We start from the raw sequence: 24,745 nt of genomic DNA on the forward strand, positions 1-24,745 counted from the left end.
GCATGTGGCGGGAACTAGGAAAAACAAGGACTTACAAAAAAGCAAGCTCTTTCGTTTTGCGAAGAACTTGCTTGCGGTGTATCAATAAAACTGATGCAGCAGCAATAAGGTTAAGGACACTGTGATCGCTCCCCCGATGCGGGTAGATACCTGGGCGAACGGCATCAGTTCAAGCCTTTCAGCGGCGCTTAAAATGGCGACATCCCCGGTGCCTCCCTGCCCTGAGTGGCATGCATTGATAATGGCTGTTTCAATCGGATACATGTTCAGCCATTTTCCGGTAAAGAAACCGACTGCCATCATGGTGATAACGACAGACAGAATCGTAATAATATTGCTGAGGTTGAAGGCAGCGACAAGCTTGTCCCACGGCGTCATAGACACCCCGATCGCAAAAAGCAGCGGGTAGGTCACGGCTGTTGAAAAGAAGCGGGACACGCCAAACGCGCCGTTTTCAATTGAGGCAGGCACCAATCTGAACAGCTTAATCAGGACAGCCAGCAACAGCATGGCGACGGGGGCCGGAAATCCGAAAAAGTCGTGGGCGAGCATGCCGACTAAGTATAAAGAAACAGCAAGGATTCCGCCTGACGCAAATAAAGAAAGGTTGAACATTTGCTGTCCGCTTTGCGATTCCTCTAGCGCAGCGGATTCTTCTTCAGAGCGATCTACTTTGCCGTTTCCTGTCCATTCCGGTTTTTTCTTACCAATTCTATTCAGCAATCCCGCTAGAATGATCGCACACAGGCTGCCAAGCATAATCGACGGCAGAACAAGTGCAAACGCTTCCCCTTGAGACATGGGCATAATGTCAGAATAACCGATGGACAGCGGGATAGCGCCTTCTCCGACTCCCCCTGCCATGATCGGAATGACAATATACAGCAGGGTATGCTGAAATCCGAGTCCGAGCAATGTGCCGACAGCCAATCCCACAATAGCGGCGGCAACAGAACCGGCAATTAGCGGAATAAAGATTTTCATGAATGCTTTTACGAGTGTTTCTCTTTTCATGCCAAGGATGCTTCCGACGACAATCCCGGCAATAAACAAATAAAGAAAGTTTGAGTTTTCTGTAAATTCTGTGGTGGATTTGACGATATCATTAGGCAGCAGGTGATAGTAGACGACGGCGGATGGAATAAAAGTAGCTAGGATGGCTGGGCCGCCGATTGAACGGACAATCGGTATTGATTTTCCGATTTGGGCAAAGGTAAACCCGAAAAACGCCATGACGGCAATGGATGTCAAAATGTCACTTTTTACATCGTGATGCATAACAAAAACAGTGATTAATATAAACAGCAAGGCATACACAGGAAGCGGTATGATGCCTACTTTTATATTCATGGCCTTCGCAAACCAATTCTCTTTTCGAACCCCTTCGTGAATTGTATCCGTTTGCAATTGCATTTGTGTTTGAAGCTCTCCCATTGAAAAACCTCCCCTATTCTTGATGCAGTGAAATTGTTCACTACGTTAATTATACTAAAAAATTGAAATTATTAATATATTAAAAATTTACTATTCAACTCTATTCTTGTCCCGTTACTGATGAAAAGAGGCATTCTAACTATAATCGGTCTATGACGGAGTGCTGAGAAACGAGTGCTGGTGCTGGACAAGCATTTTATTCGCAAGGAATGATATAGTTGATGTACGATAATAAAGGGCCATTTATCCTAGCAACCGTCATCAATCAGCAACAAAATAGACAATAATCCGTCACATCATTCAGGACTTTTTGGGTATTTTGGGCTTTATTTTTGAAATGAATCGTTGTAAAGTACTTAATATGAACCAGTCAGAGATTGTGTCATTGGTCAGTCTGGCAATCTTGCATCATATTGGACGACTTTTTGACACATTTGTGAAATATTGAACAATATTTTTTTCGTCTATTTTGTGAAGTACTGATCAAAGTTTTGGTTCTATTTGTGAAGTAGTGAGCAATATTAAAGTGTCAACCGGAATGGAGGAGAAAGCATGAGTGAATTGGTATTAGCCCGCATTCAATTTGCATCAACAACGTTGTTTCACTTCTTGTTTGTGCCGATGTCTATCGGGCTTGTGTTTATGGTTGCGTTGATGGAGACTCTTTATCTTGTGAAGAAAAATGAGCTGTACCTCAAAATGGCAAAGTTTTGGGGGCACTTATTCTTAATAAATTTCGCAGTAGGTGTTGTAACGGGGATTTTGCAAGAATTCCAGTTTGGATTGAACTGGTCTGATTACTCCCGTTTTGTCGGAGATGTATTTGGCGCTCCGCTTGCGATTGAAGCCTTATTGGCGTTTTTCATGGAATCTATTTTTATCGGATTATGGATTTTCGGATGGGACCGCCTGCCGAAAAAAATTCACGCTCTCTGCATTTGGCTCGTGTCGTTCGGAACGATTATGTCGTCTTTCTGGATTTTAACAGCGAACTCCTTTATGCAGGAGCCGGTCGGCTTTACGATCAAAAACGGCCGCGCGGAGATGAATGACTTTGTCGCGCTGATTACAAACCCTCAGCTTTGGGTTGAATTCCCGCACGTCATTTTCGGGGCGCTCGCCACCGGGGCGTTCTTTATCGCCGGAGTAAGTGCTTTTAAACTGCTGAAGAAAAAAGAAGTGCCGTTCTTTAAACAATCTTTTAAACTTGCCATGATCGTGGGCCTTTGTGCAGGTCTTGGCGTCGGCCTTAGCGGACACATGCAGGCTGAGCATTTGATGGAATCACAGCCGATGAAAATGGCTGCCAGTGAAGGCCTTTGGGAAGACAGCGGTGACCCTGCTGCTTGGACAGCTTTTGCCACGATCGATACAAAAAATGAAAAAAGCTCAAATGAAATTAAAGTTCCTTATGCCTTGAGCTACCTGGCATATCAAAAATTCAGCGGAAGTGTCAAAGGGATGAAAACACTTCAGGCTGAGTACGAAAAAGTATACGGAAAAGGCGACTACATTCCGCCTGTCAAAACGACGTTCTGGAGCTTCCGCATCATGGTTGGCGCAGGTGTTGTCATGATTCTTGCTGCGTTAGGCGGCCTTTGGTTAAACCGCCGCAAAAAGCTTGAAAGCAGCAAATGGTATTTGCGCATCATGATCGCTTTGATTTCCTTTCCATTTATCGCGAACTCTGCGGGCTGGATTATGACAGAAATCGGGCGTCAGCCTTGGACGGTTATGGGCTTGATGACTACGGCTCAATCCGTGTCGCCTAACGTAACGGCGGGCTCCCTGTTATTTTCAATCATCGCCTTCGGAGTGATGTACTTGATTCTAGGTGCGCTGCTTGTCTTCTTGTTCATCCGTGAGATTAAAAAAGGTGCGGAGCATGATGAGCATCATGATGTGCCTGTATCAACAGATCCATTTAGTCAGGAGGTATACCATGGCATCTCTTCATGATCTTTGGTTTATACTCGTTGCTGTATTGTTTGTAGGATTCTTCTTTTTGGAAGGCTTTGATTTCGGGGTCGGCATGGCGACCCGTTTTCTTGGCCATAATGAATTAGAGCGCAGAGTGCTGATCAACACGATCGGGCCGTTTTGGGACGCGAATGAAGTCTGGCTTTTGACTGGTGCAGGCGCCATTTTCGCGGCGTTTCCAAACTGGTATGCAACGATGCTGAGCGGTTATTATATTCCGTTTGTCATTGTGCTGCTAGCGTTAATGGGCCGCGGGGTCGCGTTCGAGTTTCGCGGCAAGGTGGATCATTTGAAATGGGTAAAGGTTTGGGACTGGGTCGTTTTCTTAGGCAGTCTGATTCCTCCGTTTGTGCTTGGTGTGCTGTTTACGACATTATTCCGCGGGATGCCGATTGATGCCGATATGAACATTCATGCGCATTTTTCTGATTATATCAATGTTTATTCTGTACTTGGCGGTGTGACTGTAACACTCCTTTGCTTCCAGCATGGATTAATGTTTATCACGCTGCGTACGATTGGTGATTTGCAAAACCGCGCCCGCAAAATGGCGCAAAAGATAATGGGTGTTGTTTTTGTAGCGGTTCTTGCCTTCGCGGCCCTTTCTGCCTATCAGACAGACATGTTTACACGCCGCGGCGAGATTACCATTCCGCTTGTTGTTTTGATTGTCATCTGCTTTATGCTCGCGGCTGTATTTATCCGTAAGAAAAAAGACGGCTGGACATTTGGGATGACAGGCGCGGGGCTGGCGCTGACTGTAGGAATGATCTTTATTTCCTTATTCCCTCGGGTCATGGTCAGCTCGCTTCAAAGCGCGTACGATTTAACAGTAGCTAACGCTTCTTCCGGTGATTATTCGCTTAAAGTCATGTCAATTGCAGCTTTAACGCTATTGCCGTTTGTGATCGGCAGCCAGATCTGGAGCTATTATGTCTTCCGGAAGCGCGTCAGCCATAAGGAGCCTATGACTTATTAATGGGAAAAGACCTGTTTCGATATAAAGGAATGAAGCGGATTCTCACCGTTATTACTTGTTTAACGCTGATTCAGACAGCCGCCATCATTATGCAGGCAGAGTGGCTGAGTGAAGCCGTAACCGGGCTGTTCAACGGGGAGAGCATAGCCTCCCTTTTTCCGGTGATCGGTTTTTTCCTCATCGCTTTTGTCGCCCGGCACGGGGTGACGGTGGCGCGCCAGAAAATCGTTTATCAATATGCCGCCCGGACAGGGGCCGATTTGAGAAAAAGCTTTCTTGATCAGCTGTTCCGGTTAGGTCCCCGTTTTGCAAAGAAAGAGGGGACGGGGCAAATGGTGACGCTGGCGATGGAAGGCATCAGCCAGTTCCGCCGTTATCTGGAGCTGTTTCTGCCGAAAATGGTCAGCATGGCGATTGTGCCTGCGGCTGTTGTCATTTATGTGTTTTTTCAGGATCGCACATCAGCGGTCATTTTAGTCGCTGCTATGCCGATTCTGATCATCTTTATGATTCTTCTCGGCCTTGTCGCGCAGAGAAAAGCAGATCGTCAGTGGAAATCCTATCAGAGACTTTCCAATCATTTCGTTGATTCTCTTCGCGGGCTGGAGACATTGCGTTTCCTAGGGTTGAGCAAGTCGCACAGCAAAAATATTTTCTACGTGAGTGAGCGGTATCGCAAGGCAACAATGAGCACGCTCCGAGTGGCGTTTTTATCTTCATTTGCCCTCGATTTTTTCACAATGCTGTCGGTGGCGACAGTCGCAGTGTTTCTGGGCCTGCGCCTCATTGACGGCGATATTTTGCTTGGCCCCGCTTTAACGGCGCTTATTCTGGCACCTGAGTATTTTCTGCCGGTGCGGGAAGTGGGGAACGATTATCATGCAACGCTGAACGGGCAGGAGGCAGGCAAAACCATTCAAGAGATTTTGTCGCAGCCTGAATTTAAGGAAGAGGCGCCGCTTCAGCTTGGGACGTGGTCCGATCAGGATGAGCTGAAGCTGTCAGGCGTGTCAGTCGGCCGATCAGTGTCCGATATTGATCTGTCATTTAAAGGCAAGAAAAAAATCGGCATTATCGGTGCAAGCGGTGCCGGGAAATCAACATTAATTGATATCCTTGGCGGGTTTTTGGAGCCGGATGGCGGTATGATCGAGGTCAATGGGTCAAGCCGGTCCCACTTGCAGGATAGCAGCTGGCAGAAAAACCTCCTCTATATTCCGCAGCATCCGTACATTTTTGATGATACACTGGCAAACAACATTCGCTTCTACCATCCAAGCGCGTCGGATGAAAATACAGCCCGCGCCGCTGCCTCAGCGGGACTGACGGAGCTGGTGAACAGCCTTCCTGACGGATTAGAGGGACGGATCGGGGAAGGCGGCCGGGCGCTCAGCGGGGGCCAGGCCCAGCGTGTCGCACTGGCCCGCGCTTTTTTGGGGAACCGACCGATCCTGCTGCTGGATGAGCCGACTGCCCACCTTGATATCGAAACCGAATATGAAATAAAAGAAACGATGCTGGATTTATTTGATGATAAGCTCGTCTTTCTCGCGACTCACCGCCTTCACTGGATGCTCGATATGGACAAAATTATCGTGCTGGACGGAGGCAGGGTTGCGGAAGTCGGGACTCACGATGAATTGCTGGCGAAAAATGGTGTGTACACCAAACTCGTGAAGGCACAACTGGGGGAAAGAGCATGAAGAAAGAAGAATGGATTTTGCCGTATATCAAACAAAATGTCCGCCTATTCGTTCTGGTTATCTTTTTGGGTGCGGTGACAATTTTTTCTGCTGCTTTTCTCATGTTCACCTCTGGTTTTTTGATTTCTAAGGCGGCGACAAGGCCGGAAAACATCTTGCTCATTTATGTGCCGATTGTCGCTGTGCGTACCTTTGGAATTGCCCGGTCTGTGTCACGATATGTGGAACGCCTTGTCGGCCATCATATCATTTTGAAAATCGTGTCCAACATGCGCGTCCGCCTTTACAACATGCTTGAGCCGGGGGCCTTGATGCTTCGTTCCCGTTTTCGTACGGGGGATATGCTCGGCATTTTGTCTGAGGATATTGAGCATTTGCAGGATGCCTTCTTAAAAACAATTTTTCCTGCGATCTCTGCCTTGCTTTTGTATGCTGTTTCAGTGATTGCACTCGGCTTCTTTTCTTGGCCGTTTGCCCTATTGCTCGCGTTTTATTTGTTTGTTCTTGTTGTGCTGTTTCCGGTTGTATCTTTGCTCGTGACGAGAGCGAGGAATGCAAAGCTGAAAAGCGGCCGGAATGTGCTCTACAGCCGTCTGACAGACGCCGTGATGGGTGTCAGCGACTGGATGTTCAGCGGACGCCGGCATGCGTTTATTGATGCCTATGAAAAAGAAGAACATGATTGGTTTGAGCTTGAACGGAAAAAGCAACGCTTTACGAGATGGCGGGACTTTGCAGCGCAATGTCTTGTCGCCGGCCTTATTTTCATGATGCTGTTTTGGACGGCGGGGCAGCAAGCGGACGGCGAGCTTGCCAAAACGATGATTGCGGCTTTTGTGCTTGTGGTGTTCCCGCTGACGGAAGCCTTTCTGCCGCTTTCAGATGCCTTGGGTGAAGTGCCCGGCTATCAGGATTCCATCAGGCGCATGAACAAGGTGGCTCCTCAGCCAGAGGCGTCACAAACAGAATCAGCGGCTGAAACGCTCGATCTCCAAGATGTCACCCTGTCCTTTCGTGATGTGACGTTTTCTTATGACAATAGCAGCCAAGTGCTGCGCAGTTTTTCCTTTACACTGCGCCAAGGAGAAAAAATGGCGCTTCTCGGCCGGAGCGGGTCGGGGAAATCGACGTCGCTTGCTTTAATCGAAGGCGCCTTGAAACCGGACTCCGGTTCTGTGACGTTAAACGGAGTAGAGACAGCACTGTTAAAGGATCAAATTGCTGATGCGGTGGCTGTGTTAAATCAAAAGCCCCATCTGTTTGATACAAGCATTCTGAACAACATCAGGCTTGGAAACGGAGAAGCAAGCGACGAGGATGTGCGCCGCGCCGCAAAACAGGTCAAGCTGCATGACTATATTGAGTCACTGCCTGATGGATATCACACCTCTGTTCAGGAAACCGGCATCCGGTTTTCCGGAGGAGAGCGGCAGCGGATCGCACTTGCCCGGATTTTGCTGCAGGATACGCCGATCATCATCCTCGATGAGCCGACAGTCGGCCTCGACCCCATCACCGAACGCGAGCTGATGGAAACGGTATTTGATGTGCTGAAAGGAAAAACGATTCTATGGATTACACACCATCTCGCGGGAGTGGAAGCGGCCGATAAAATCGTGTTTCTCGAAAACGGAAAAACGGAAATGGAAGGAACGCATGAGGAACTGCTGGCGTCAAACGAACGGTATCGCCGCCTGTATCATCTTGATGTTCCTGTAAAATAGAAGACAGCCATTCAGGCTGTCTTTTTTGTTTGAAAAAGAAAAGTACAGGAAAAATAGGAAGAGAACGAAGAGGAGGGATAGAGATGAATGTTCCCATGTGGACGGAAGAGCATGTGAGGGCCTCGCTTCCTGAAAGAGATGCAGAGAGCCATAAAGGCACGTACGGTACAGCTTTGCTGCTGGCGGGCAGCGACGAAATGCCGGGCGTAGCGCTTCTTGCGGGGCTCGGAGCCATGCGGAGCGGACTCGGGAAGCTTGTCATCGGGACGTCTGAAAGCGTGATGCCGCTGATCGTGCCTGTTCTCCCCGAGGCGACCTATTGGCGTGACGGCTGGAAAAAAGCAGCGGATGCCCAGCTTGAAGAGAGGTACCGGGCCATTGCCATCGGACCGGGGCTTCCGCAAACCGAAAGCGTACAGCGGGCAGTTGATCATGTGCTTGCGGCGGATTGCCCCGTGATTTTGGATGCCGGAGCACTGGTGAAGCGCACGTATCCGAAACGGGAGGCCCCCGTCATTCTCACACCGCACCCAGGCGAGTTTTCCCGCATGACAGGGGTGCAGGTGAACCAATTACAAAACAAAAGAGCAGAATATGCAAAGGAATGGGCTGCTCAGTTGCAGGCTGTCATTGTGTTAAAAGGAAATCAAACCATCATTGCGTTTCCCGATGGTGACTGCTGGCGCAACGCAACAGGAAACGGCGCGCTCGCCAAGGGGGGTACCGGTGACACGCTGACGGGCATGATATTAGGCATGCTCTGCTGCCACGAAGACCCGAAGCACGCCATATTAAACGCGGTCTATCTGCATGGTGCATGCGCCGAGCTCTGGACGGATGAGCACTCCGCTCATACCCTGCTCGCTCACGAGCTTTCTGAAGTGCTGCCTCGCGTGTGGAAACGATTTGAATGAGAAAAAGCTGTCTTCATAAAGAAGACAGCTTTTCTTGATAACCCGCCCGTTTTTTCAGACGCGGTTTCATCAATACATAATAAAGCACAGAAGGCACGGCCAAGCCGACAATCCATGCAATGTCTCCGCCGCCAAACATTTTGGCCAGCGGCCCCATGTAAAAGGACGTATTGATAAACGGGATTTCAAGCAAGATGGACAGGACGAACGCAATCGTGGTAATCCAATTGACTTTTCCATACGGCCCGTTCACATCAAACATGGCTTTGACTTGATAGTTTCCGTGGCGGACGAAGTAGTAATCGACTAAATTGATTGCCGTCCATGGAATTAAGAAATAACTGATGAAAAAGATAAAATTCAAAAACAGCTCCATAAAATTGCTTTGCCCCAGTAGGCTTAAGACTGTGCCGACAAGCGTGACGCCAAGGATCATGATGATTCTGACTTTGGGCGTGACCTTTAACTTCAGAAACGGCTCAAGCGTTGTGGTCGTGGACATGAAAGCCCCATACAGGTTAAAGACATTGATCGCCATTTGCCCAAATAACACAATGATCAGCATAATGAACGAGAAGGGGCCGAACAATTGGACAATCTGGCTGCCTGAGTTTGCCGTAAAGTCAGGAAGTGCTGTCGTCAGCAAAGCGCCGAGCAGCATCATCCAGATGGAGCTGACAGATGTACCTGCATAGCTGTACCAAAACGTTTTGGACGCCGGCGTTTGAACTGGCAGATATCTTGAATAATCGGCAACATACGGTGCGTATGCAAGCTGCCACGTTGCAACTGCACTGACCGCCACTAAGAAAATGGGCAGATCAACCGCTCCGGGAATCCAGCTGCCTGCCGGAATCGGCAATTGAAAAATGAGTATTGTTGCGGCAAAAAATACAGCAAAAGAGGTCCAGGAAAGGATTTTTTGCATTTTGTGAATCAAATCATGGCCGAAAATGGTGAGTAAAAAACATACGGCGCTTAAGCCTATAATGCTCCATGATCCCGGGATGGGAACAAAGCTGCTTAAGGTTCCAGCCGCCAGAATCGTGCTGCTTGCGAAGAAACCAAGGTAGATAAACATAACTAAGAAGAGGGGAAGAATCGCTCCGATTACGCCGAATTGGGCACGGCTTTGAATCATTTGCGGGATGCCAAGCTGAGGGCCTTGCGCGGAATGAGACGCCATAAATATGGCACCGAGTAATGTTCCGCAAATAATAGCGGCAACACTCCAAAACAGATTAAGTCCCATTGCAACGGGAATCGTGCCGGTCACTAACGTGGTGATATGCATATTAGCCCCGAACCATACGGGAAATAAATCTTTCGCTTTACCATGTCTTTCTTCATTAGGAATATATTCAATCGTTCGCCTTTCTACTTTCAATGCATCGTCCTCCATATTGGATATTTTTAAAATCGACATAAAGTCATAGCTTAACAGACTGTGAGGGGGTTTACAAATGCGGATGTGCAGCCATACGGACGGGAAGCCTGATCTGTCAATGGCTGAAAAGAATTGTAAAAAAAGATGAACGCTTTTAAATCCGGTGTCGTCTCATAAGGCAGAAAAACAAAAAAGGGGGGATCGCGGCCATTGGATACACATGAAGAACAGCAGCTGATACAACAGGCGAAAGAGGGAGACGACGAAGCGTTTACAGCTCTTTTCCACTATCATTATTCTTTTTTATATAAATATTTGCTAAAACTATCTCTTCATCCTGACCTCAGTGAGGAGCTCGTTCAGGAAACCTTTCTGAAAGGGTACATTCATTTAAGAAGCTTCCAAGGCCGTTCCAAATTCTCCACGTGGCTGATTTCTATTGCATCGAGGCTCTATCTCGATCACCAGAAAAAGAGAAAGAGAGAATGGAAACGGAAACAGGCGATGACAGAGGAAACCATCCGCAAGATCAAGTGGGACGTGTCAGTGAAAGGGGCAGAATGGAGCGAGACGCTTGATCTGTTTTCAAAGCTGGACCCTAAACTGCGCACGCCTGTTTTATTAAGGCATTACTACGGCTATACCTACGCCGAAATCGGGCTGATGCTGCAGATCAAGGAAGGCACGGTGAAGTCCAGAGTTCATAAAGGGCTCCAGCAAATCAGAAAGGAGTGGGACGATGAATAAAGAAAAGATTTCCGGGCATTTAAAATCAGAATTGCAGAAAATTGATCAAACAGCCAACCCCTCTATACCAGATCAAAAAGAAATGCTTTACCGGCTGTCACAAATGAAAGCTGAACGCAGAAAAAAACTGCTGAAAGAGATCATCTTATTTGTATTCTGTGCGCTGATGGTTGTGAGTGCGGCAATTCTGGCATTCACTCGAGCTCCAGCAGTGTTTATCGTACTTCAGGTTTGTGTGCTTGCGGTGCTGCCGATTTTAATTGCGGCTGAGAAAAAAAGTCATCCTGGTGAATGCGAGGTGGAGCGCCGATGACACAAACAGAAATTGTCATCATGGTTGCGGCTTATCTTATTGTTTTGGCGCAGGGAATCTTTTTATTTATTGATGCGAAAAAACGTAATCGCATGGCATGGGTTTGGGGGATTATCGGATTGATTCAAGCACCAATGCCTCTGATTTGCTATTACTTTTTTGTTATAAAGCCGGACAGGAAGAAAAGGGGGATCAAGCAATGAATATTTCTTGGGAAATGATTTTGCCACTGATTGTATTACAGTTGGTTTTAGCGGTGTTTGCCCTTATCAGCTGTATAAAAGAAGAACGGACGAACGGGCCAAAGTGGATGTGGGCCGCAATCATCGTATGTATCAATATTATCGGGCCGATTTTGTTTTTTACCATCGGCAGAAAGCAAAGGTAAGCGGATATGCTGTCTATTGAATCATTATGCAAATCGTACCGGCATCATGAAGCTGTAAAGAATGTCAGTTTCCACGTGAATGAAAACGAGTGTGTCGCATTATTAGGCCCTAATGGAGCCGGTAAAACTACAACACTGCAAATGCTGGCCGGACTGCTTTCGCCAACCTCTGGAACCATCAAGCTGTTAGGGGAGAAAAAGCCGGACCGGCGTTTGATCGGGTACCTCCCGCAGTATCCTGCTTTTTATTCGTGGATGACTGCAAACGAGTTTTTAACATTTGCCGGGAGACTGTCCGGTCTTTCAAAGAAAAAATGCCAAGAGGAAATCGGCGAGATGCTGGAATTTGTCGGCTTGCAGGAATCCGCACACAAAAGAATCGGCGGCTATTCAGGCGGCATGAAGCAAAGACTCGGGCTGGCACAGGCGCTGCTCCATAAACCGAAGCTGTTGATCTTGGATGAACCGGTATCCGCTCTTGATCCGTCAGGGCGGTTCGAGGTGCTGGACATGATGCGGGAGCTGAAGAAGCATATGGCTGTTCTGTTTTCTACACACGTTTTGCATGATGCAGAGCAGGTGTGTGATCAGGTGGTGATCATGAAAAACGGGGAGATTTCATGGAAAGGCGAATTACAGCAGCTTAAGAAACAGCATCAAACGAACGTTTTCACTCTTACAGTGAAAGAGAAGCTGAACGGCTGGCTTGAAGAGAAGCCTTATGTCTCAGCTATTGTCTATATGAATCCGTCTCAGGCTGTTTTCGAGCTGCCAGATATACAAGCTGGCCGGACCTTGCTGAGTGAGTGTATCCGAGCGGGATTGACCGTCACTTGTTTTCAACAGCACGCGGAGTCTCTTGAAGACGTCTATCTAAAGGTGGTGCACGCATGAAGGTGATGATAACGCTATTGCAGAAAGAATGGCTCGATGGGTGGAAAAGCGGTAAGCTCATCTGGCTGCCGATCGCGATGATGATCGTGGGATTGACACAGCCGCTGACCATTTATTATATGCCGGAAATCATTGAACACGGAGGAAACCTTCCTGATGGCATGAAAATCAATTTTACGATGCCTTCCGGGTCTGAAGTGATGGTCAGCACGCTTTCTCAATTCAACACGCTTGGCATGGCTCTGGTCATCTTCAGCGTCATGGGCAGCGTGGCGAATGAAAGAAATCAAGGCGTAACGTCGCTGATCATGTCTCGGCCTGTGACGGCAGCCCATTATATCGTGAGCAAATGGCTCACCCAAAGCATGATCTGCATTGCGTCGTTTGCAGCAGGATACGGGCTTGCTTATTATTACGTCCGGCTGCTGTTTGAGGAGACATCATTCAGCCGTTTTGCCGGAAGCCTTGGCCTCTATGCTCTTTGGATCATGTTTATTGTGACTGCCGGCCTTTACGGAAGTACGATGTTTCGGTCTCTCGGCGCAGCCGCGGCTTCCGGGATCGGGCTGACAGCTGCCGTTTCCTTTGCTGTATCGCTATTTCCTGATGGTTCGAAATGGCTTCCGGCTGCGCTTTGCAAGCAGGCGGAGCATATCCTTCTTCATGGGGAGAAGGCCGATTTTTTCGGATGGTCGCTCACATTCTCCATTTTATGCATCATGCTTCTGGCCATGTTTTCAGCGTGGCGCTTCCGGCAGTATGAAAGCTATTAATAGATCATGTGACGCTTTTGTGCGAGCATCACTAGAAAGGCGGCAAATGCCAGCGACCCGGCTCCATAAAACACTCCAGCAAGCCCGAAAAGCTGTGCGGTTTTTCCGGCTAAAAGGGGTCCGAGGAAGATGCCCAGCGCATAAAACGACTGATAAAACCCCATCACTGACATTTTCAAACGGACGGAACTGATATCGACGACCCGGCTTAGCAGTAAAGGAAATACGAAACCGAGGGCCAGCCCGATGCAGGCGTGTGTGATGCAAACCGAGAATAATGTTTCGGAAAAAGGTACAAATAACAAACAGATTCCAGTGACCGCAAAACTGATGAGCATTACGAAGTAAGCAGTTCGGCTTGTGAATCGCAGAAACACAAAGCTTAATGTGGCGGCTGCGTGAGGGAGGAAAAAGGCGCTCATCACCCAAAGCAGCTCCGCGTCACCCATTCCGAGCTGATGGATGTAAAGCGGTGTAAAACCAAACACGGTCATAAATAACACCGCGTGGGCAGTCATAGACAGGATGGTGAAAAGCTTCAGCTTCGGCAGCCGCAATGTGTCTTTGATGGATTGCGGCACCCGTATTGTGTCACAATTCGCGGGAGGAGCCGAAGGGTCTTTAATAAAGCAGCAGATCACCAGGCCGATGGCCGAGGCCGCCAGCGCCATCCAAAACGGAACCTGCCTGCCTAAGCGAGCTGCCGCAAGCCCGCAGAACACAATGCTGGCAAACTGAGGCATGACAGTGAAAAACTGCATAATGCCCATTGCTTTTGAGGCGTTATCGCTGTTGAAATACTGCGCATATAAAATGGTCGCCATGACCCACATAGAGGCGGTAATTCCCGCAAACAGCCGTGCGGCCAGCACGAAGAAGAAAGAATCAAACATCAGAAAAAGCAAGCTGCTGAGGACGGAAAACCCAAACCCGGCAATTAACAATTGCTTGCGTATCGAAAAGAGGATGTCTGACAGCAAGCCGAGCGGAAATCGAAGAAGGATTTGCGTGACCCCGTAGCTGCCGAGAATGATGCCGATTGCGCCGTAAGAAAAGTGCAGATCCTCCAAGTACAGGCCGAATACAGGCACATAAATATAGCCTGAAAACCAAAAACAAAATACCATGCATAAAAAAACGGCGTGATCTAAAGCGCCGATTGTTTTTTTTCGAGAAATCATGTCCGGCTGTAACTCCATACTTCTTCCCACCCCTTTCCTTCCAGTACACCATAATTGCTGAAAGCGTTTCAACAGAAAAATGAAAAAAACAGGACTTCAAACAAGTCCTGTTCACTGTTTTAATACGGGTCAGACGGATGGCTTTCCTGCTCAGCCTGTTTTGCAGCCTGTTCCGTTTCAGTTGTGCCGATCGGCCCGTTGCTGTTGTTTTCGGAAACTTTTTTCAGCCCTTCTGCCACGCGTTTCCCGTAGTCCGGATCAGCTTTTGTGAAATTCTCAATCATCTGATCCTGGATTTCTTTGCGGCATGTAGAAAGCGTATTGACCAGGTTCGTGATCAATTCGTTCCGTTCAAATTCAGTAAATCTCCGGTACGTTTCGCCGGCCTGTCCGAAGTTGTTCGTTCTGTCGATTGCTTCACGCTTTACATCACCTTCGACGTGCGGCGTATGATCCTTTCCATCCTGCTTCGCTTCCTGCAGCCCGCCCATAATGGACGGCTCATAGTTAACGTGCGGGTTTTGGCCTTCTGCTCTATCGACCCGGTACAGCATTTGCCCGCCTTCCTGGTTGGTGGCGACATGTTTTTTCGGTGAGTTGATCGGCAGCTGCAGGTAATTTGCGCCTACACGGTAGCGCTGCGTATCAGAGTAGGCAAACGTCCGGCCCTGAAGCAACTTATCATCTGAGAAATCAAGCCCGTCAACAAGCACTCCCGTTCCGAATGAAGCTTGTTCTACTTCCGCATGGTAGTTTTCCGGGTTTTTGTTAAGAACCAATTTGCCGATCGGTTTCCATGGGAAATCGTCTTTATACCACAGCTTTGTCGGATCAAGCGGATCAAAGTCCAGTTCAGGATGCTCATCATCGCTCATGATTTGGGCATACACTTCCCATTCCGGATAATCGCCATTTTCGATCGCTTCATACAAATCCTGTGTTGCATGGTTAAAGTTTTTCCCTTGAATCTCTTCTGCTTCCTTCTGTGTCAGGTTGCGGATGCCCTGTTTCGGTTCGAAATGATATTTCACGAGAACGGCTTTGCCTTCCTCATTCACCCATTTATAGGCGTGTACGCCCGAACCCTGCATTTGCCGGTAGTTGGCCGGAATGCCCCAAGGCGAAAACAAGAAGGTGATCATATGTGTCGCTTCAGGGGACTGAGAAATGAAGTCGAAGATACGTTCACCGTCCTGGATGTTGGTTACTGGATCAGGCTGAAATGCGTGCACAAGATCCGGAAATTTCAGCGGGTCGCGGATAAAAAAGATTTTCAGATTGTTCCCGACCAAATCCCAGTTTCCGTCTTCGGTATAAAGCTTAACGGCAAAACCGCGCGGGTCTCTCAATGTTTCAGGTGAGTGTTTTCCATGATTCACCGTAGAAAAACGGACAAATGCAGGGGTTTTCTTGCCTTTTTCCTGAAAGAGCTTGGCCCGGGTGTATTTTGAAATCGGTTCGTCTCCAAAGCTTCCGTACGCTTCAAAATATCCGTGTGCACCTGCTCCTCGGGCGTGGACAACCCGCTCCGGGATGCGCTCACGGTCAAAGTGGCTGATCTTTTCGAGAAAATCGTAGTTCTCAAGTGTTGTAGGCCCTCTGTTCCCGACAGTTCTTACATTCTGGTTGTCAGTGACAGGATGTCCCTGCCTGTTCGTTAAGGTATCCTCTGATTCGTTTTCCCCAGATGTCTTATGAGAAAGCGCATCCTCACTGCCTTGGGCATTTGTTCCGTGATGCTTGTTTTGATGATCCTCTTTCATTGTTGACCCTCCTTTTTTGAACGGTAACAATATTCCCTTAATGGAAAGATTTTAAAACAGCCGTTTTTTTTCATCGGCTTCGGGAATGGTACAATGTACAAAAATCGGTAAAAGGAGAGTTCGATTCGTGACAAGAGAAAGACATCCGCTGCCTATCACGTTTTACCAAAAAACTGCTCTTGAGCTCGCCCCGTCGCTTCTAGGCTGCCTTCTGGTAAAAGAAACAGACGGAGGCACAGCGTCAGGCTATATAGTGGAAACAGAAGCTTATATGGGAGCCGAAGACAGAGCCGCCCACAGCTTTAACAATCGCCGGACGAAGCGGACTGAGATTATGTTTGCGGAAGCTGGGAGGGTGTATACGTATGTCATGCACACCCATACATTGCTGAATGTCGTTGCCGCAGAAGAGGGTGTCCCGCAAGCCGTATTAATCAGGGCGATTGAGCCTCATGAAGGGCAGCTGTTAATGGAGGAGAGAAGGCCGGGCCGGCGTCCGAGGGAATGGACAAATGGGCCCGGAAAGCTGACGAAAGCGCTTGGCGTCACGATGAATGACTACGGACGCTGGATCACGGAACAGCCGCTTTACATTGAAAGCGGATATACACCGGAACAGATTTCTACCGGCCCGCGCATCGGCATCGACAACAGCGGAGAGGCCCGCGATTATCCGTGGCGTTTCTGGGTGACGGGAAACAGGTACGTGTCGCGTTAGATGTTTAAGCATAGGGCAATCAGGGGAATGGTTGAGAAAAAAGAAGGGAGAATCGGAGCTTTGAAAAAGATGATCAAAACCGTTATCAAATGGGCGCCGGTCATTTACCCCATTGTTCGAAAAATCATGAAGGATCGAAAGGCGTCTAAACAAAAAAATATGTCCGCATCCCGAACAGCCGGCTGACCCCGGCTGTTTTTTTATGGGTCAGTTTTCCCCCCAGTCTCCCGATGTTCATTGACTTGCCATTCTCTCCATTATAGAATTTATATACATTTCACATTCCTTCATCATCCTTTCTGCTCACTCACTTATTCCCTGCATCTACTTGATAGGAGGTTTTTCTCATGCTTCATGGGCGACTTCGTGATATTCTGCGCTTGCTGATGGCGGCCGAAGCTCCGGTGACAAGCTCGTTTTTTGCCGCGCAATTAAACGTGACAACACGGACGGTCCGCAATGATATAAAGGAACTGCAAGGCGTGCTGAGCGGCCATGGCGCTCTTGTCCAATCCGTAAGAGGTTCCGGCTACAAACTCCGCATTCATGACGAGCAGACATTCAGAACGCTGCTGCAAAATGAATGTCAGCAAAAAAAAGGCCTGCCGGTATTGCCGGAGGAGAGAATGGCCTATCTTATGAAAAGGCTGCTGCTTGCGGAGCATTACCTCAAGCTCGATGAACTGGCTGAAGAACTATTTATCTCAAAATCTACGCTTCAAACGGATTTGAAAGAAGTCAAAAAAAGGCTGCTGCCTTACCGCATCGTCATGGAAACACGCCCGAATTACGGCTTCAAGCTCCGCGGTGACGAGGTGCAGATGAGGTACTGTATGGCGGAGTACATTTTTGATGATAGAGAAATGGAGATTGATGTTCTGAATGAAAAGGCTGATATTGTGCCTAATGAAGAAATCGAAATCATCCGTTCAGCCATCCTCAAAAAAATGAAGAACGACCGCATCCCACTGTCTAACTTAGGGCTGAATAACCTCATCATTCATATTGCCATCGCTTGTAAACGGATCAGAACGGAAAACTACGTATCTCTTTTTCCGGATGATATGGATCATATCCAGCATCAAAAGGAATATCAGGCGGCAGAAGCCATCGTAAAAGAGCTGGAATCAGCACTTGCCGTTACATTTCCGAAGGACGAGACGGCCTATATCGCCATGCATCTCCTTGGCACAAAACGAATTCCGCAACCACAATGCGGGGAGGATGCTTTTTCAATTGACGAAGAAACTGATCAGCTGACATTTGCTATGATAAAGGCCGTTGATCGTGAACTGAAGCTCGGTATCCTGCATGACCAAGAGCTGAAAATCGGCTTGTCGCTGCATATGAAGCCGGCGATCAGCCGCAACCGATACGGCATGAACTTGCGAAATCCGATGCTGGCGGCGATCAAGGAACATTATCCACTGGCTTTTGAAGCCGGGATCGTTGCCGGAATGGTGATAAAGCAACAAACGGGCATTGAGATTCATGAAAACGAAATTGGTTATCTGGCCCTTCACTTTGGCGCCGCGATTGAACGAAAAAAAACAGAAAGCCCGCCGAAACGATGTATCATCGTATGCGCATCAGGTGCAGGAAGCGCCCAGCTTCTGCGTGAAAAACTCCGCTCCCATTTCGGCAAACGGCTTGATATTCTTGGAACGGCTGAGTACTACAGTCTTGACCAGATATCCTATGATTCAATTGATTTTGTCATCAGCACCATCCCGATCAACAAAGAGCTCCCTGTGCCAGTGCTCAAGGTCAACACACTTCTGGGCGGGACTGACTTTACAAAAATCGAATCCATTCTAAGTGATGAAAAAGAAAAAGCGGCCCGCTATCTGAAAAAAGACCTGGTGTTTTTCCAGAAGGATCTGCGCTCAAAAGAAGAAGTGATTCAATTTTTAGGGCAGAAAGCAGTTGATTGCGGCTATGCCGATAAAGAAATCATAGATTCTATCTTTGAAAGAGAAGACATGTCGCCAACGTGCTTTGGCAATCTAGTTGCCATCCCGCACCCGCTCGTTCCGCAGACAAAAACTACGTTTTGGGCCGTCTGTACGCTCAAAAAACCGATAGATTGGGAGAATCAGCGTGTTCAATTTGTCTGTCTGCTTTGTGTTGAAAAGGAGAACAAGGCCGATCTGCAAAGCATGTACAAACTGCTTGGCAGCATTTTGGATGACCCGTCGGCGGTGAACCAGCTGATCAAATGCCGTTCGTATCAAGAGCTTTCGGATGTGTTTGACCAAAAAATGCTGAGCTGACAGTCTGTATATACCTTTTTTCCGTTTGCTGCGGAAAAACCTTGAGTGTTTATGAAAGCGATTTCATAATATGATGATAGCAACAGCAGGACATGACAAAATTGATCAAACTCTAGGGGGTCTTTTACATGAATATATTACTCGTTTGTGCAGCAGGCATGTCTACCAGCTTACTGGTGAGCAAGATGGAAAAAAGTGCGCAGGAACAAGGAAAAGACTATACCATTTGGGCAGTTTCAGGCGATTCTGTACAGAATCATATCGATAAAGCGGATGTACTGCTTCTCGGCCCGCAAGTCCGTTATATGCTTCCGCAGCTGAAAAAATTAGGAGAGTCAAAGGGAGTTCCGGTAGACGTCATTAATACCGTTCATTATGGCACGTGCAACGGGGCGGAAGTGCTGAAATCAGCTGAACAGCTTGGACATGTGTCATAGAGAGGAGCGGGCTGTGTGAATAAAGTCAATCAGATCTTAGAAGAAAAGGTTATGCCTATAGCTGGAAGAATTGCGGGACAGCGCCATTTGCAGGCACTGCGTGATGGTATCATCCTCACGATGCCGCTGATTATCATCGGTTCTTTTTTCCTCATTATCGGCAACCTCCCGATCCCGGGATACGCCGAGTTTATGGCAAAAACGTTTGGCAGCTCCTGGTCTGAAAAACTGGCCTACCCAGTCGACGCCACCTTTGAAATTATGGGACTGGTCGCCGCATTCGGCATCGCCTACCGGCTCGCCGAGAAATACGGCGTCGATGCCTTGTCGGCAGGAGCCATTTCCCTTGCGGCATTTTTGTTAGCGACACCGTATCAAGTACCGTTTACACCTGATGGTTCGACGAAAGAAATTATGGTCGGCGGCGGAATTCCGCTTTCGCTGATGGGAAGCAAAGGCCTGTTTGTCGCCATGATTATCGCGATGGTGTCGACAGAGATTTACCGTCTCATCATCCAGCGTAACTTGGTCTTCAAAATGCCGGATGGCGTTCCGCCGGCAGTCAGCAAGTCATTTGTCGCGTTAATCCCCGGCTTTGCGGTCATCTTCCTGATCTGGGCAGCCCGGCTGCTTGTTGAAGCGACGCCGTTTGAAAGCCTTCATAATATTGTAAGCGTTTTATTGGGGACGCCGCTTTCCATTCTTGGCGGAAGCCTGGGGGGCAGCCTCGTTGCGGAAGGCGTCAAAATGCTTTTATGGGCCTGCGGGCTTCACGGCGCCAATATTGTCGGCGGCGTCATGGCACCGATTTGGTACGGCGCCATGGACGCCAACCGAATCGCGTTTCAAGCCGGCGAGGAGCTGCCTAAAATTTTCACCCAGCAGTTTTTTGATATCTGGATTAATATCGGCGGAAGCGGAGCCACATTGGCACTCGTTGTCACAATGTTCCTGCGCGCCCGAAGCAAACAAATGAAGCAGCTCGGAAAGCTTGCAATCGGTCCGGCCATCTTCAATATTAACGAACCGATTATATTTGGAATGCCGATCGTCATGAACCCGATGCTCTTACTTCCGTTTATCATCACGCCGCTTGTCACAGTGACACTCACTTATATCGGAATGAGCACCGGCCTTGTCGCCAAACCGGCGGGTATCGCAGTCCCATGGACCATGCCGCCAATCTTTTCAGGCTATTTGGCGACAGGAGGAAAAGTCTCAGGCGCGGTCATGCAAGCCATTAATATCGCTGTATCCTTTGTTGTCTATTATCCATTCTTCAGAATGTGGGATAAACAGAAGCTGAGAGAAGAAAACGATCTGGAGCTGATCCAAACACCTGCAGCATCAGATGACAAAGAAGCGGCTCTGTAGAGAAAGGAAGTGAATCGCGTGAATGAGAAAATGGAGCAAATCATTTTTCAAATTATTCTTCACGGAGGAAACGGCAGGAGCTCCGCCATGGAGGCCATTGCTGCTGCGAAAAGCGGTGACGCAGAAGAAGCGCAGAAAAAGCTTCAAGAGTCCGCAGAAGAATTAACAAAAGCCCATCATTACCAGACAGAGCTGATCCAAAATGAAGCGGGCGGAGAAAGGACGGAAATGACGCTTCTGATGGTTCATGCACAGGATCATTTAATGAATGCGATGACAGTGAAGGATCTCGCGGCGGAGTTCATTGCGTTATATGAAAAAATCACCGAGCAAAGGGGAGCAAGCATATGACAAAAGGATTAAAAATTGTAACGATTGGCGGAGGTTCAAGCTACACGCCAGAGCTCGTGGAAGGGTTCATTAAACGGTATGATGAACTGCCTGTCCGTGAATTATGGCTCGTCGATATCCCTGAGGGCGAAGAGAAGCTGAATATTGTCGGCACGCTCGCCAAACGGATGGTTGAAAAAGCCGGTGTCCCGATCGACATTCACCTTACGCTCGACCGGAGAAAAGCGATGAAAGACGCAGATTTTGTCACGACTCAATTCCGCGTCGGACTTCTGCAGGCAAGAGCCAAGGATGAACGCATTCCATTAAAATACGGGGTCATCGGCCAGGAAACGAACGGCCCGGGAGGCCTGTTCAAAGGATTGCGCACAATTCCGGTCATCCTTGAGATCGCAAAGGACATAGAAGAGCTCTGCCCGAACGCTTGGCTTGTTAACTTCACAAACCCGGCCGGCATGGTGACAGAAGCCTTGCTTCGCTACTCCAACCTGAAGAAAGTCGTCGGTCTCTGTAACGTTCCAATCGGCATCAAAATGGGTGTAGCCAAAGCGCTTGATGTAGATGTGGACCGCATAGAAGTCCAATTCGCCGGACTGAATCATATGGTATTCGGGCTGGATGTCTTCTTGGACGGTGTCAGTGTGAAGGAGCAAGTCATTGAAGCCATGGGTGATCCGAAAAACGCGATGACGATGAAAAACATTTCGGGTGCAGAGTGGGAGCCGGAATTTTTAAAAGCGCTCGATATCATCCCTTGCGGCTATCACCGTTACTATTTCAAAACGAAAGAGATGCTGGAGCATGAGCTGGAAGCATCACAAACAGAAGGCACACGCGCTGAAGTCGTGCAAAAGGTTGAAAAAGAGCTGTTCGAGCTTTACAAAGATCCAAACCTAGCGATCAAACCGCCGCAGCTGGAAAAACGGGGCGGCGCTTACTACAGCGATGCAGCGTGTAATTTAATCAGTTCCATTTACAATGATAAACACGACATTCAGCCGGTGAACACGGTCAATAATGGCGCAATAGCCAGCATCCCAGACGACTCCGCAGTTGAAGTGAACTGTGTCATGACGAAAAATGGGCCTAAGCCAATTGCTGTCGGCGATCTGCCGGTATCTGTCCGGGGCCTTGTCCAGCAAATCAAATCCTTTGAGCGGGTCGCGGCAGAAGCGGCAGTTACAGGCGACTATCAAACAGCACTTCTCGCGATGACCATTAATCCGCTCGTCCCATCTGACAAGGTCGCCAAGCAGATTTTAGACGACATGCTGGAGGCGCACAAAGCGTACCTGCCGCAGTTCTTTAACAAAATTGAAGCGTAAAAAACGCCGGCCTTCAGTGGGCCGGCTTTTTGCTTACTTGCTTTCAGTCAGTGCTGCAACCTCAGTCGTCCATCCGAACTCATCAGCGACAGCGCCTTTTTGAATACCTGTAATCGTATCATATAGCTTTTTGGCGATTTCACCTGTTTCACCGTTGTTAATCGACAGTGTTTCATCCTGCCAGATCAGCTCACCAACCGGCGAAATCACAGCAGCTGTGCCTGTGCCGAAGGCTTCCTCGAGGATGCCGTCTTTATGGGCTTGGATGACCTCATCGATCGCAATTTTCCGTTCTGAAACCGGAAGGCCCCAATGCTTAAGCAAAGCGATGACGGAATTGCGCGTAATGCCTTCCAGGATGCTTCCGTTCAGCATTGGCGTTACAATTTCACCGTTGATTTTGAAGAAGATATTCATGCTTCCGACTTCTTCAATGTATTTCTTCTCAATGCCGTCCAGCCAGAGTACTTGAGAAAATCCTTTCTCTTCAGCCACCTGCTGCGCTTTTAAGCTTGAAGCGTAGTTCCCTGCGGTTTTGGCATTTCCCGTTCCGCCTTTTACCGCACGCACAAATTCACTTTCAACAGCGATTTTGACCGGCTTGATGCCTTCTTTGTAATAAGAGCCGACCGGAGAAAGAATGATAAAGAGCTTATACGTATGAGATGCTGCAACACCGAGGAAAGGCTCGGTTGCGATGATAAACGGACGGATATAAAGGGACGTGCCCTCTGCATTCGGAATCCAGTCTTTGTCGATCGCAACAAGCTGTTTTAAGCCTTCCAGAACCTGTTCTTCATCAATTTGCGGGATGCAGAGCCGGTCGTTTGATTGATTCAGGCGTTCCATATTTTTTTCCGGTCTGAAAAGCAGGACATGGTCATCCTCTGACACATAGGCCTTTAATCCTTCAAACACAGTTTGGCCGTAGTGATATACCATTGCGGCCGGGTCCATTGAAACAGGTTGATAAGGAATGATTCTTGGATCATACCATCCTTTATCCGCCGCGTAGTCCATTACAAACATGTGGTCTGTAAACACTCTTCCGAATGAAAGCTGATTTGGATCTGGTTTCGGTTTTTTTGTTGATGTTAATTCAACGCGAATCGTTTGTTTAGTCATGGTCAATCTCCCTGTTGTTAAATTGTTTATATTATCAAACTTATTTGAAAATAATTTATATTCTATTGTATACCTTCAACAAATATTCGCAATAGGTTTGCTCAAATTTGTAAGAAATTCATAAGAAAAAAGCAGGAGAAATTAATTCTCCTGCGCGTTCATTTGTTGGAACACCCTGTCATAATCAGCGCGAGTGGCATTCCGAAGACCTTCAACACGTTCATTTGTAATCTCTTGTTTCCCTTCTTTCAAGCCGTCCAAGAAATATTGAACATATTCTTCAGCTGACATGCCCCGGTATGTCAGGCCTTGTTTATCCCGTGATTTTTGGTTTAGTCCCGTGTCCACCATAGGAGGCGCCATTTCAATCACTTCCACGCTCGTATCGCGAAGCTGGTGTCTGAGCGTAAGCGAGAATGAGTGAAGTGCCGCTTTTGTTGCACAGTACACCGGATAAACAGCTAACGGGTTAAACGCTAGTCCCGACGTGACCTGAACGATTGCCGCCTCGGGCTGCTTCATCAAATGAGGTGTGAAAAGGGCTGATAAATGGACAGGCGCTTGGAAATTAAGTTCAATTTCATCTCCGTCTACAAACAGCTCCTCTGTCCCTTTTTTGAAGTCGATTTCCTTTTGAATGCCGGCGTTGTTGACGAGAACATTCAGGTTCGGGAATTCCTTTAGAGCCCATTCAAACAATGCCTCCCGCTGCGAACGGTCTGCAACATCACATTGCTTTGTATGGATGTTTGGGAGCTGCTGCTTCGCTTCTGAAAGCCTCGCCTCGCTGCGTCCGCAAATAATGACTTCATTGCCAAGTTCCAGCAGGCGCTTGGCCAGTTCAAGCCCGATGCCGGCTGAACCCCCTGTGATTAAAACCGTATTGCCTGTCATCTTCATTGATATACCACCTCTAACTAGTTGGCTGTGATTCCTTTACTATTTGAAATCTTAGCAGGAAA

Annotated in this window: 24 protein-coding genes; 18 read left to right on the top strand and 6 right to left on the bottom strand. The window is 48.1% G+C overall.

What is annotated here, in order from left to right; all coding sequences use genetic code 11:
- Positions 1–81: 81 nt before the first annotated feature.
- Positions 82–1,434: a citrate/malate transporter CimH gene (gene cimH / locus MOB98_RS03615; protein ID WP_268367223.1), complete on the bottom strand. Its 1,353-nt coding sequence runs from the start codon at positions 1,432–1,434 to the stop codon at positions 82–84.
- 552 nt (positions 1,435–1,986) lie between these two features.
- Between cimH and cydA the strand changes: the two genes are divergently transcribed.
- From cydA to MOB98_RS03640, 5 genes are all read left to right on the top strand, one after another.
- On the top strand, positions 1,987–3,393 hold the full coding sequence (cydA, locus tag MOB98_RS03620) for a cytochrome ubiquinol oxidase subunit I (protein ID WP_268360418.1): 1,407 nt from the start codon (positions 1,987–1,989) through the stop codon (positions 3,391–3,393).
- The gene (cydB, locus tag MOB98_RS03625; protein ID WP_268360419.1) at positions 3,377–4,393 is read left to right on the top strand and encodes a cytochrome d ubiquinol oxidase subunit II; all 1,017 of its coding nucleotides are present in this window, start codon (positions 3,377–3,379) and stop codon (positions 4,391–4,393) included. The genes cydA and cydB overlap by 17 nt, the downstream gene beginning before the upstream one ends.
- The gene (gene cydD / locus MOB98_RS03630) at positions 4,393–6,096 is read left to right on the top strand and encodes a thiol reductant ABC exporter subunit CydD (protein ID WP_268360420.1); all 1,704 of its coding nucleotides are present in this window, start codon (positions 4,393–4,395) and stop codon (positions 6,094–6,096) included. The genes cydB and cydD overlap by 1 nt, the downstream gene beginning before the upstream one ends.
- Entirely contained in the window at positions 6,093–7,820 is a 1,728-nt protein-coding gene (gene cydC / locus MOB98_RS03635) for a thiol reductant ABC exporter subunit CydC (RefSeq protein WP_268360421.1), read from the top strand. The genes cydD and cydC overlap by 4 nt, the downstream gene beginning before the upstream one ends.
- An 83-nt stretch (positions 7,821–7,903) precedes the next feature.
- Entirely contained in the window at positions 7,904–8,734 is an 831-nt protein-coding gene (locus MOB98_RS03640) for an NAD(P)H-hydrate dehydratase (RefSeq protein ID WP_268360422.1), read from the top strand.
- 13 nt (positions 8,735–8,747) lie between these two features.
- Here the strand turns inward: MOB98_RS03640 and MOB98_RS03645 are convergent, their stop codons facing one another.
- On the bottom strand, positions 8,748–10,121 hold the full coding sequence (locus tag MOB98_RS03645; protein WP_268360423.1) for a cytosine permease: 1,374 nt from the start codon (positions 10,119–10,121) through the stop codon (positions 8,748–8,750).
- 210 nt (positions 10,122–10,331) lie between these two features.
- Here MOB98_RS03645 and sigY point away from each other — a divergent pair, with 210 nt between their 5' ends.
- The 6 genes from sigY to MOB98_RS03675 are packed head-to-tail and all read left to right on the top strand — an operon-like array spanning position 10,332 to position 13,236.
- Positions 10,332–10,868, top strand: coding sequence for an RNA polymerase sigma factor SigY (gene sigY / locus MOB98_RS03650; protein ID WP_268360424.1), 537 nt, complete (start codon positions 10,332–10,334; stop codon positions 10,866–10,868).
- Entirely contained in the window at positions 10,861–11,181 is a 321-nt protein-coding gene (locus MOB98_RS03655; protein ID WP_268360425.1) for a YxlC family protein, read from the top strand. Before sigY ends, MOB98_RS03655 begins: the two co-directional genes overlap by 8 nt.
- A complete protein-coding gene (gene yxlD, locus MOB98_RS03660; RefSeq protein ID WP_268360426.1) occupies positions 11,178–11,384 on the top strand; it encodes a sigma Y negative regulator YxlD in 207 nt (68 codons plus the stop codon). The genes MOB98_RS03655 and yxlD overlap by 4 nt, the downstream gene beginning before the upstream one ends.
- Complete coding sequence (gene yxlE, locus MOB98_RS03665) at positions 11,381–11,569, top strand: sigma Y negative regulator YxlE (RefSeq protein WP_268360427.1); 189 nt, start codon at positions 11,381–11,383, stop codon at positions 11,567–11,569. Before yxlD ends, yxlE begins: the two co-directional genes overlap by 4 nt.
- Before the next feature lie 6 nt (positions 11,570–11,575).
- Entirely contained in the window at positions 11,576–12,463 is an 888-nt protein-coding gene (locus tag MOB98_RS03670; protein ID WP_268360428.1) for an ABC transporter ATP-binding protein, read from the top strand.
- On the top strand, positions 12,460–13,236 hold the full coding sequence (locus MOB98_RS03675; RefSeq protein ID WP_268360429.1) for an ABC transporter permease subunit: 777 nt from the start codon (positions 12,460–12,462) through the stop codon (positions 13,234–13,236). The genes MOB98_RS03670 and MOB98_RS03675 overlap by 4 nt, the downstream gene beginning before the upstream one ends.
- Here MOB98_RS03675 and MOB98_RS03680 read toward each other — a convergent pair.
- Together MOB98_RS03680 and katX are read right to left on the bottom strand one after the other, a co-directional pair.
- On the bottom strand, positions 13,233–14,435 hold the full coding sequence (locus MOB98_RS03680; protein WP_268360430.1) for an MFS transporter: 1,203 nt from the start codon (positions 14,433–14,435) through the stop codon (positions 13,233–13,235). The two genes, MOB98_RS03675 and MOB98_RS03680, sit on opposite strands and share 4 nt — an antisense overlap.
- A gap of 101 nt (positions 14,436–14,536) precedes the next feature.
- Complete coding sequence (katX, locus tag MOB98_RS03685; RefSeq protein WP_268360431.1) at positions 14,537–16,180, bottom strand: catalase KatX; 1,644 nt, start codon at positions 16,178–16,180, stop codon at positions 14,537–14,539.
- A 127-nt stretch (positions 16,181–16,307) separates the two neighbouring features.
- Between katX and MOB98_RS03690 the strand changes: the two genes are divergently transcribed.
- The 7 genes from MOB98_RS03690 to licH all read left to right on the top strand — a co-directional run bounded on the left by MOB98_RS03690 (position 16,308) and on the right by licH (position 22,658).
- Entirely contained in the window at positions 16,308–16,898 is a 591-nt protein-coding gene (locus MOB98_RS03690; RefSeq protein ID WP_268360432.1) for a DNA-3-methyladenine glycosylase, read from the top strand.
- A gap of 27 nt (positions 16,899–16,925) precedes the next feature.
- Positions 16,926–17,084, top strand: coding sequence for a hypothetical protein (locus MOB98_RS03695; protein WP_009968374.1), 159 nt, complete (start codon positions 16,926–16,928; stop codon positions 17,082–17,084).
- Positions 17,085–17,245: 161 nt separating this feature from the next.
- Entirely contained in the window at positions 17,246–19,171 is a 1,926-nt protein-coding gene (gene licR / locus MOB98_RS03700) for a transcriptional regulator LicR (protein ID WP_268360433.1), read from the top strand.
- 128 nt (positions 19,172–19,299) lie between these two features.
- The gene (licB, locus tag MOB98_RS03705) at positions 19,300–19,608 is read left to right on the top strand and encodes a PTS lichenan transporter subunit IIB (protein WP_003218755.1); all 309 of its coding nucleotides are present in this window, start codon (positions 19,300–19,302) and stop codon (positions 19,606–19,608) included.
- A 15-nt stretch (positions 19,609–19,623) separates the two neighbouring features.
- Positions 19,624–20,982: a PTS lichenan transporter subunit IIC gene (gene licC, locus MOB98_RS03710; RefSeq protein WP_268360434.1), complete on the top strand. Its 1,359-nt coding sequence runs from the start codon at positions 19,624–19,626 to the stop codon at positions 20,980–20,982.
- 18 nt (positions 20,983–21,000) lie between these two features.
- Positions 21,001–21,333, top strand: a complete 333-nt coding sequence (gene licA / locus MOB98_RS03715; protein ID WP_268360435.1) for a PTS lichenan transporter subunit IIA — start codon at positions 21,001–21,003, stop codon at positions 21,331–21,333.
- Positions 21,330–22,658 (top strand): 6-phospho-beta-glucosidase LicH, encoded by a 1,329-nt coding sequence (gene licH / locus MOB98_RS03720; protein ID WP_268360436.1) that lies wholly within the window; start codon positions 21,330–21,332, stop codon positions 22,656–22,658. Before licA ends, licH begins: the two co-directional genes overlap by 4 nt.
- A gap of 33 nt (positions 22,659–22,691) precedes the next feature.
- On the opposite strand, the gene MOB98_RS03725 is transcribed toward licH, so the two are convergent.
- Both MOB98_RS03725 and MOB98_RS03730 read right to left on the bottom strand, forming a co-directional pair.
- On the bottom strand, positions 22,692–23,783 hold the full coding sequence (locus tag MOB98_RS03725; protein WP_187953060.1) for a branched-chain amino acid aminotransferase: 1,092 nt from the start codon (positions 23,781–23,783) through the stop codon (positions 22,692–22,694).
- A gap of 141 nt (positions 23,784–23,924) precedes the next feature.
- Complete coding sequence (locus MOB98_RS03730) at positions 23,925–24,683, bottom strand: SDR family oxidoreductase (protein WP_268360437.1); 759 nt, start codon at positions 24,681–24,683, stop codon at positions 23,925–23,927.
- Between the last annotated feature and the right edge of the window lie 62 nt (positions 24,684–24,745).

The sequence above is a fragment of the Bacillus sp. N13C7 genome, assembly GCF_026790065.1.
GTDB lineage: Bacteria > Bacillota > Bacilli > Bacillales > Bacillaceae > Bacillus.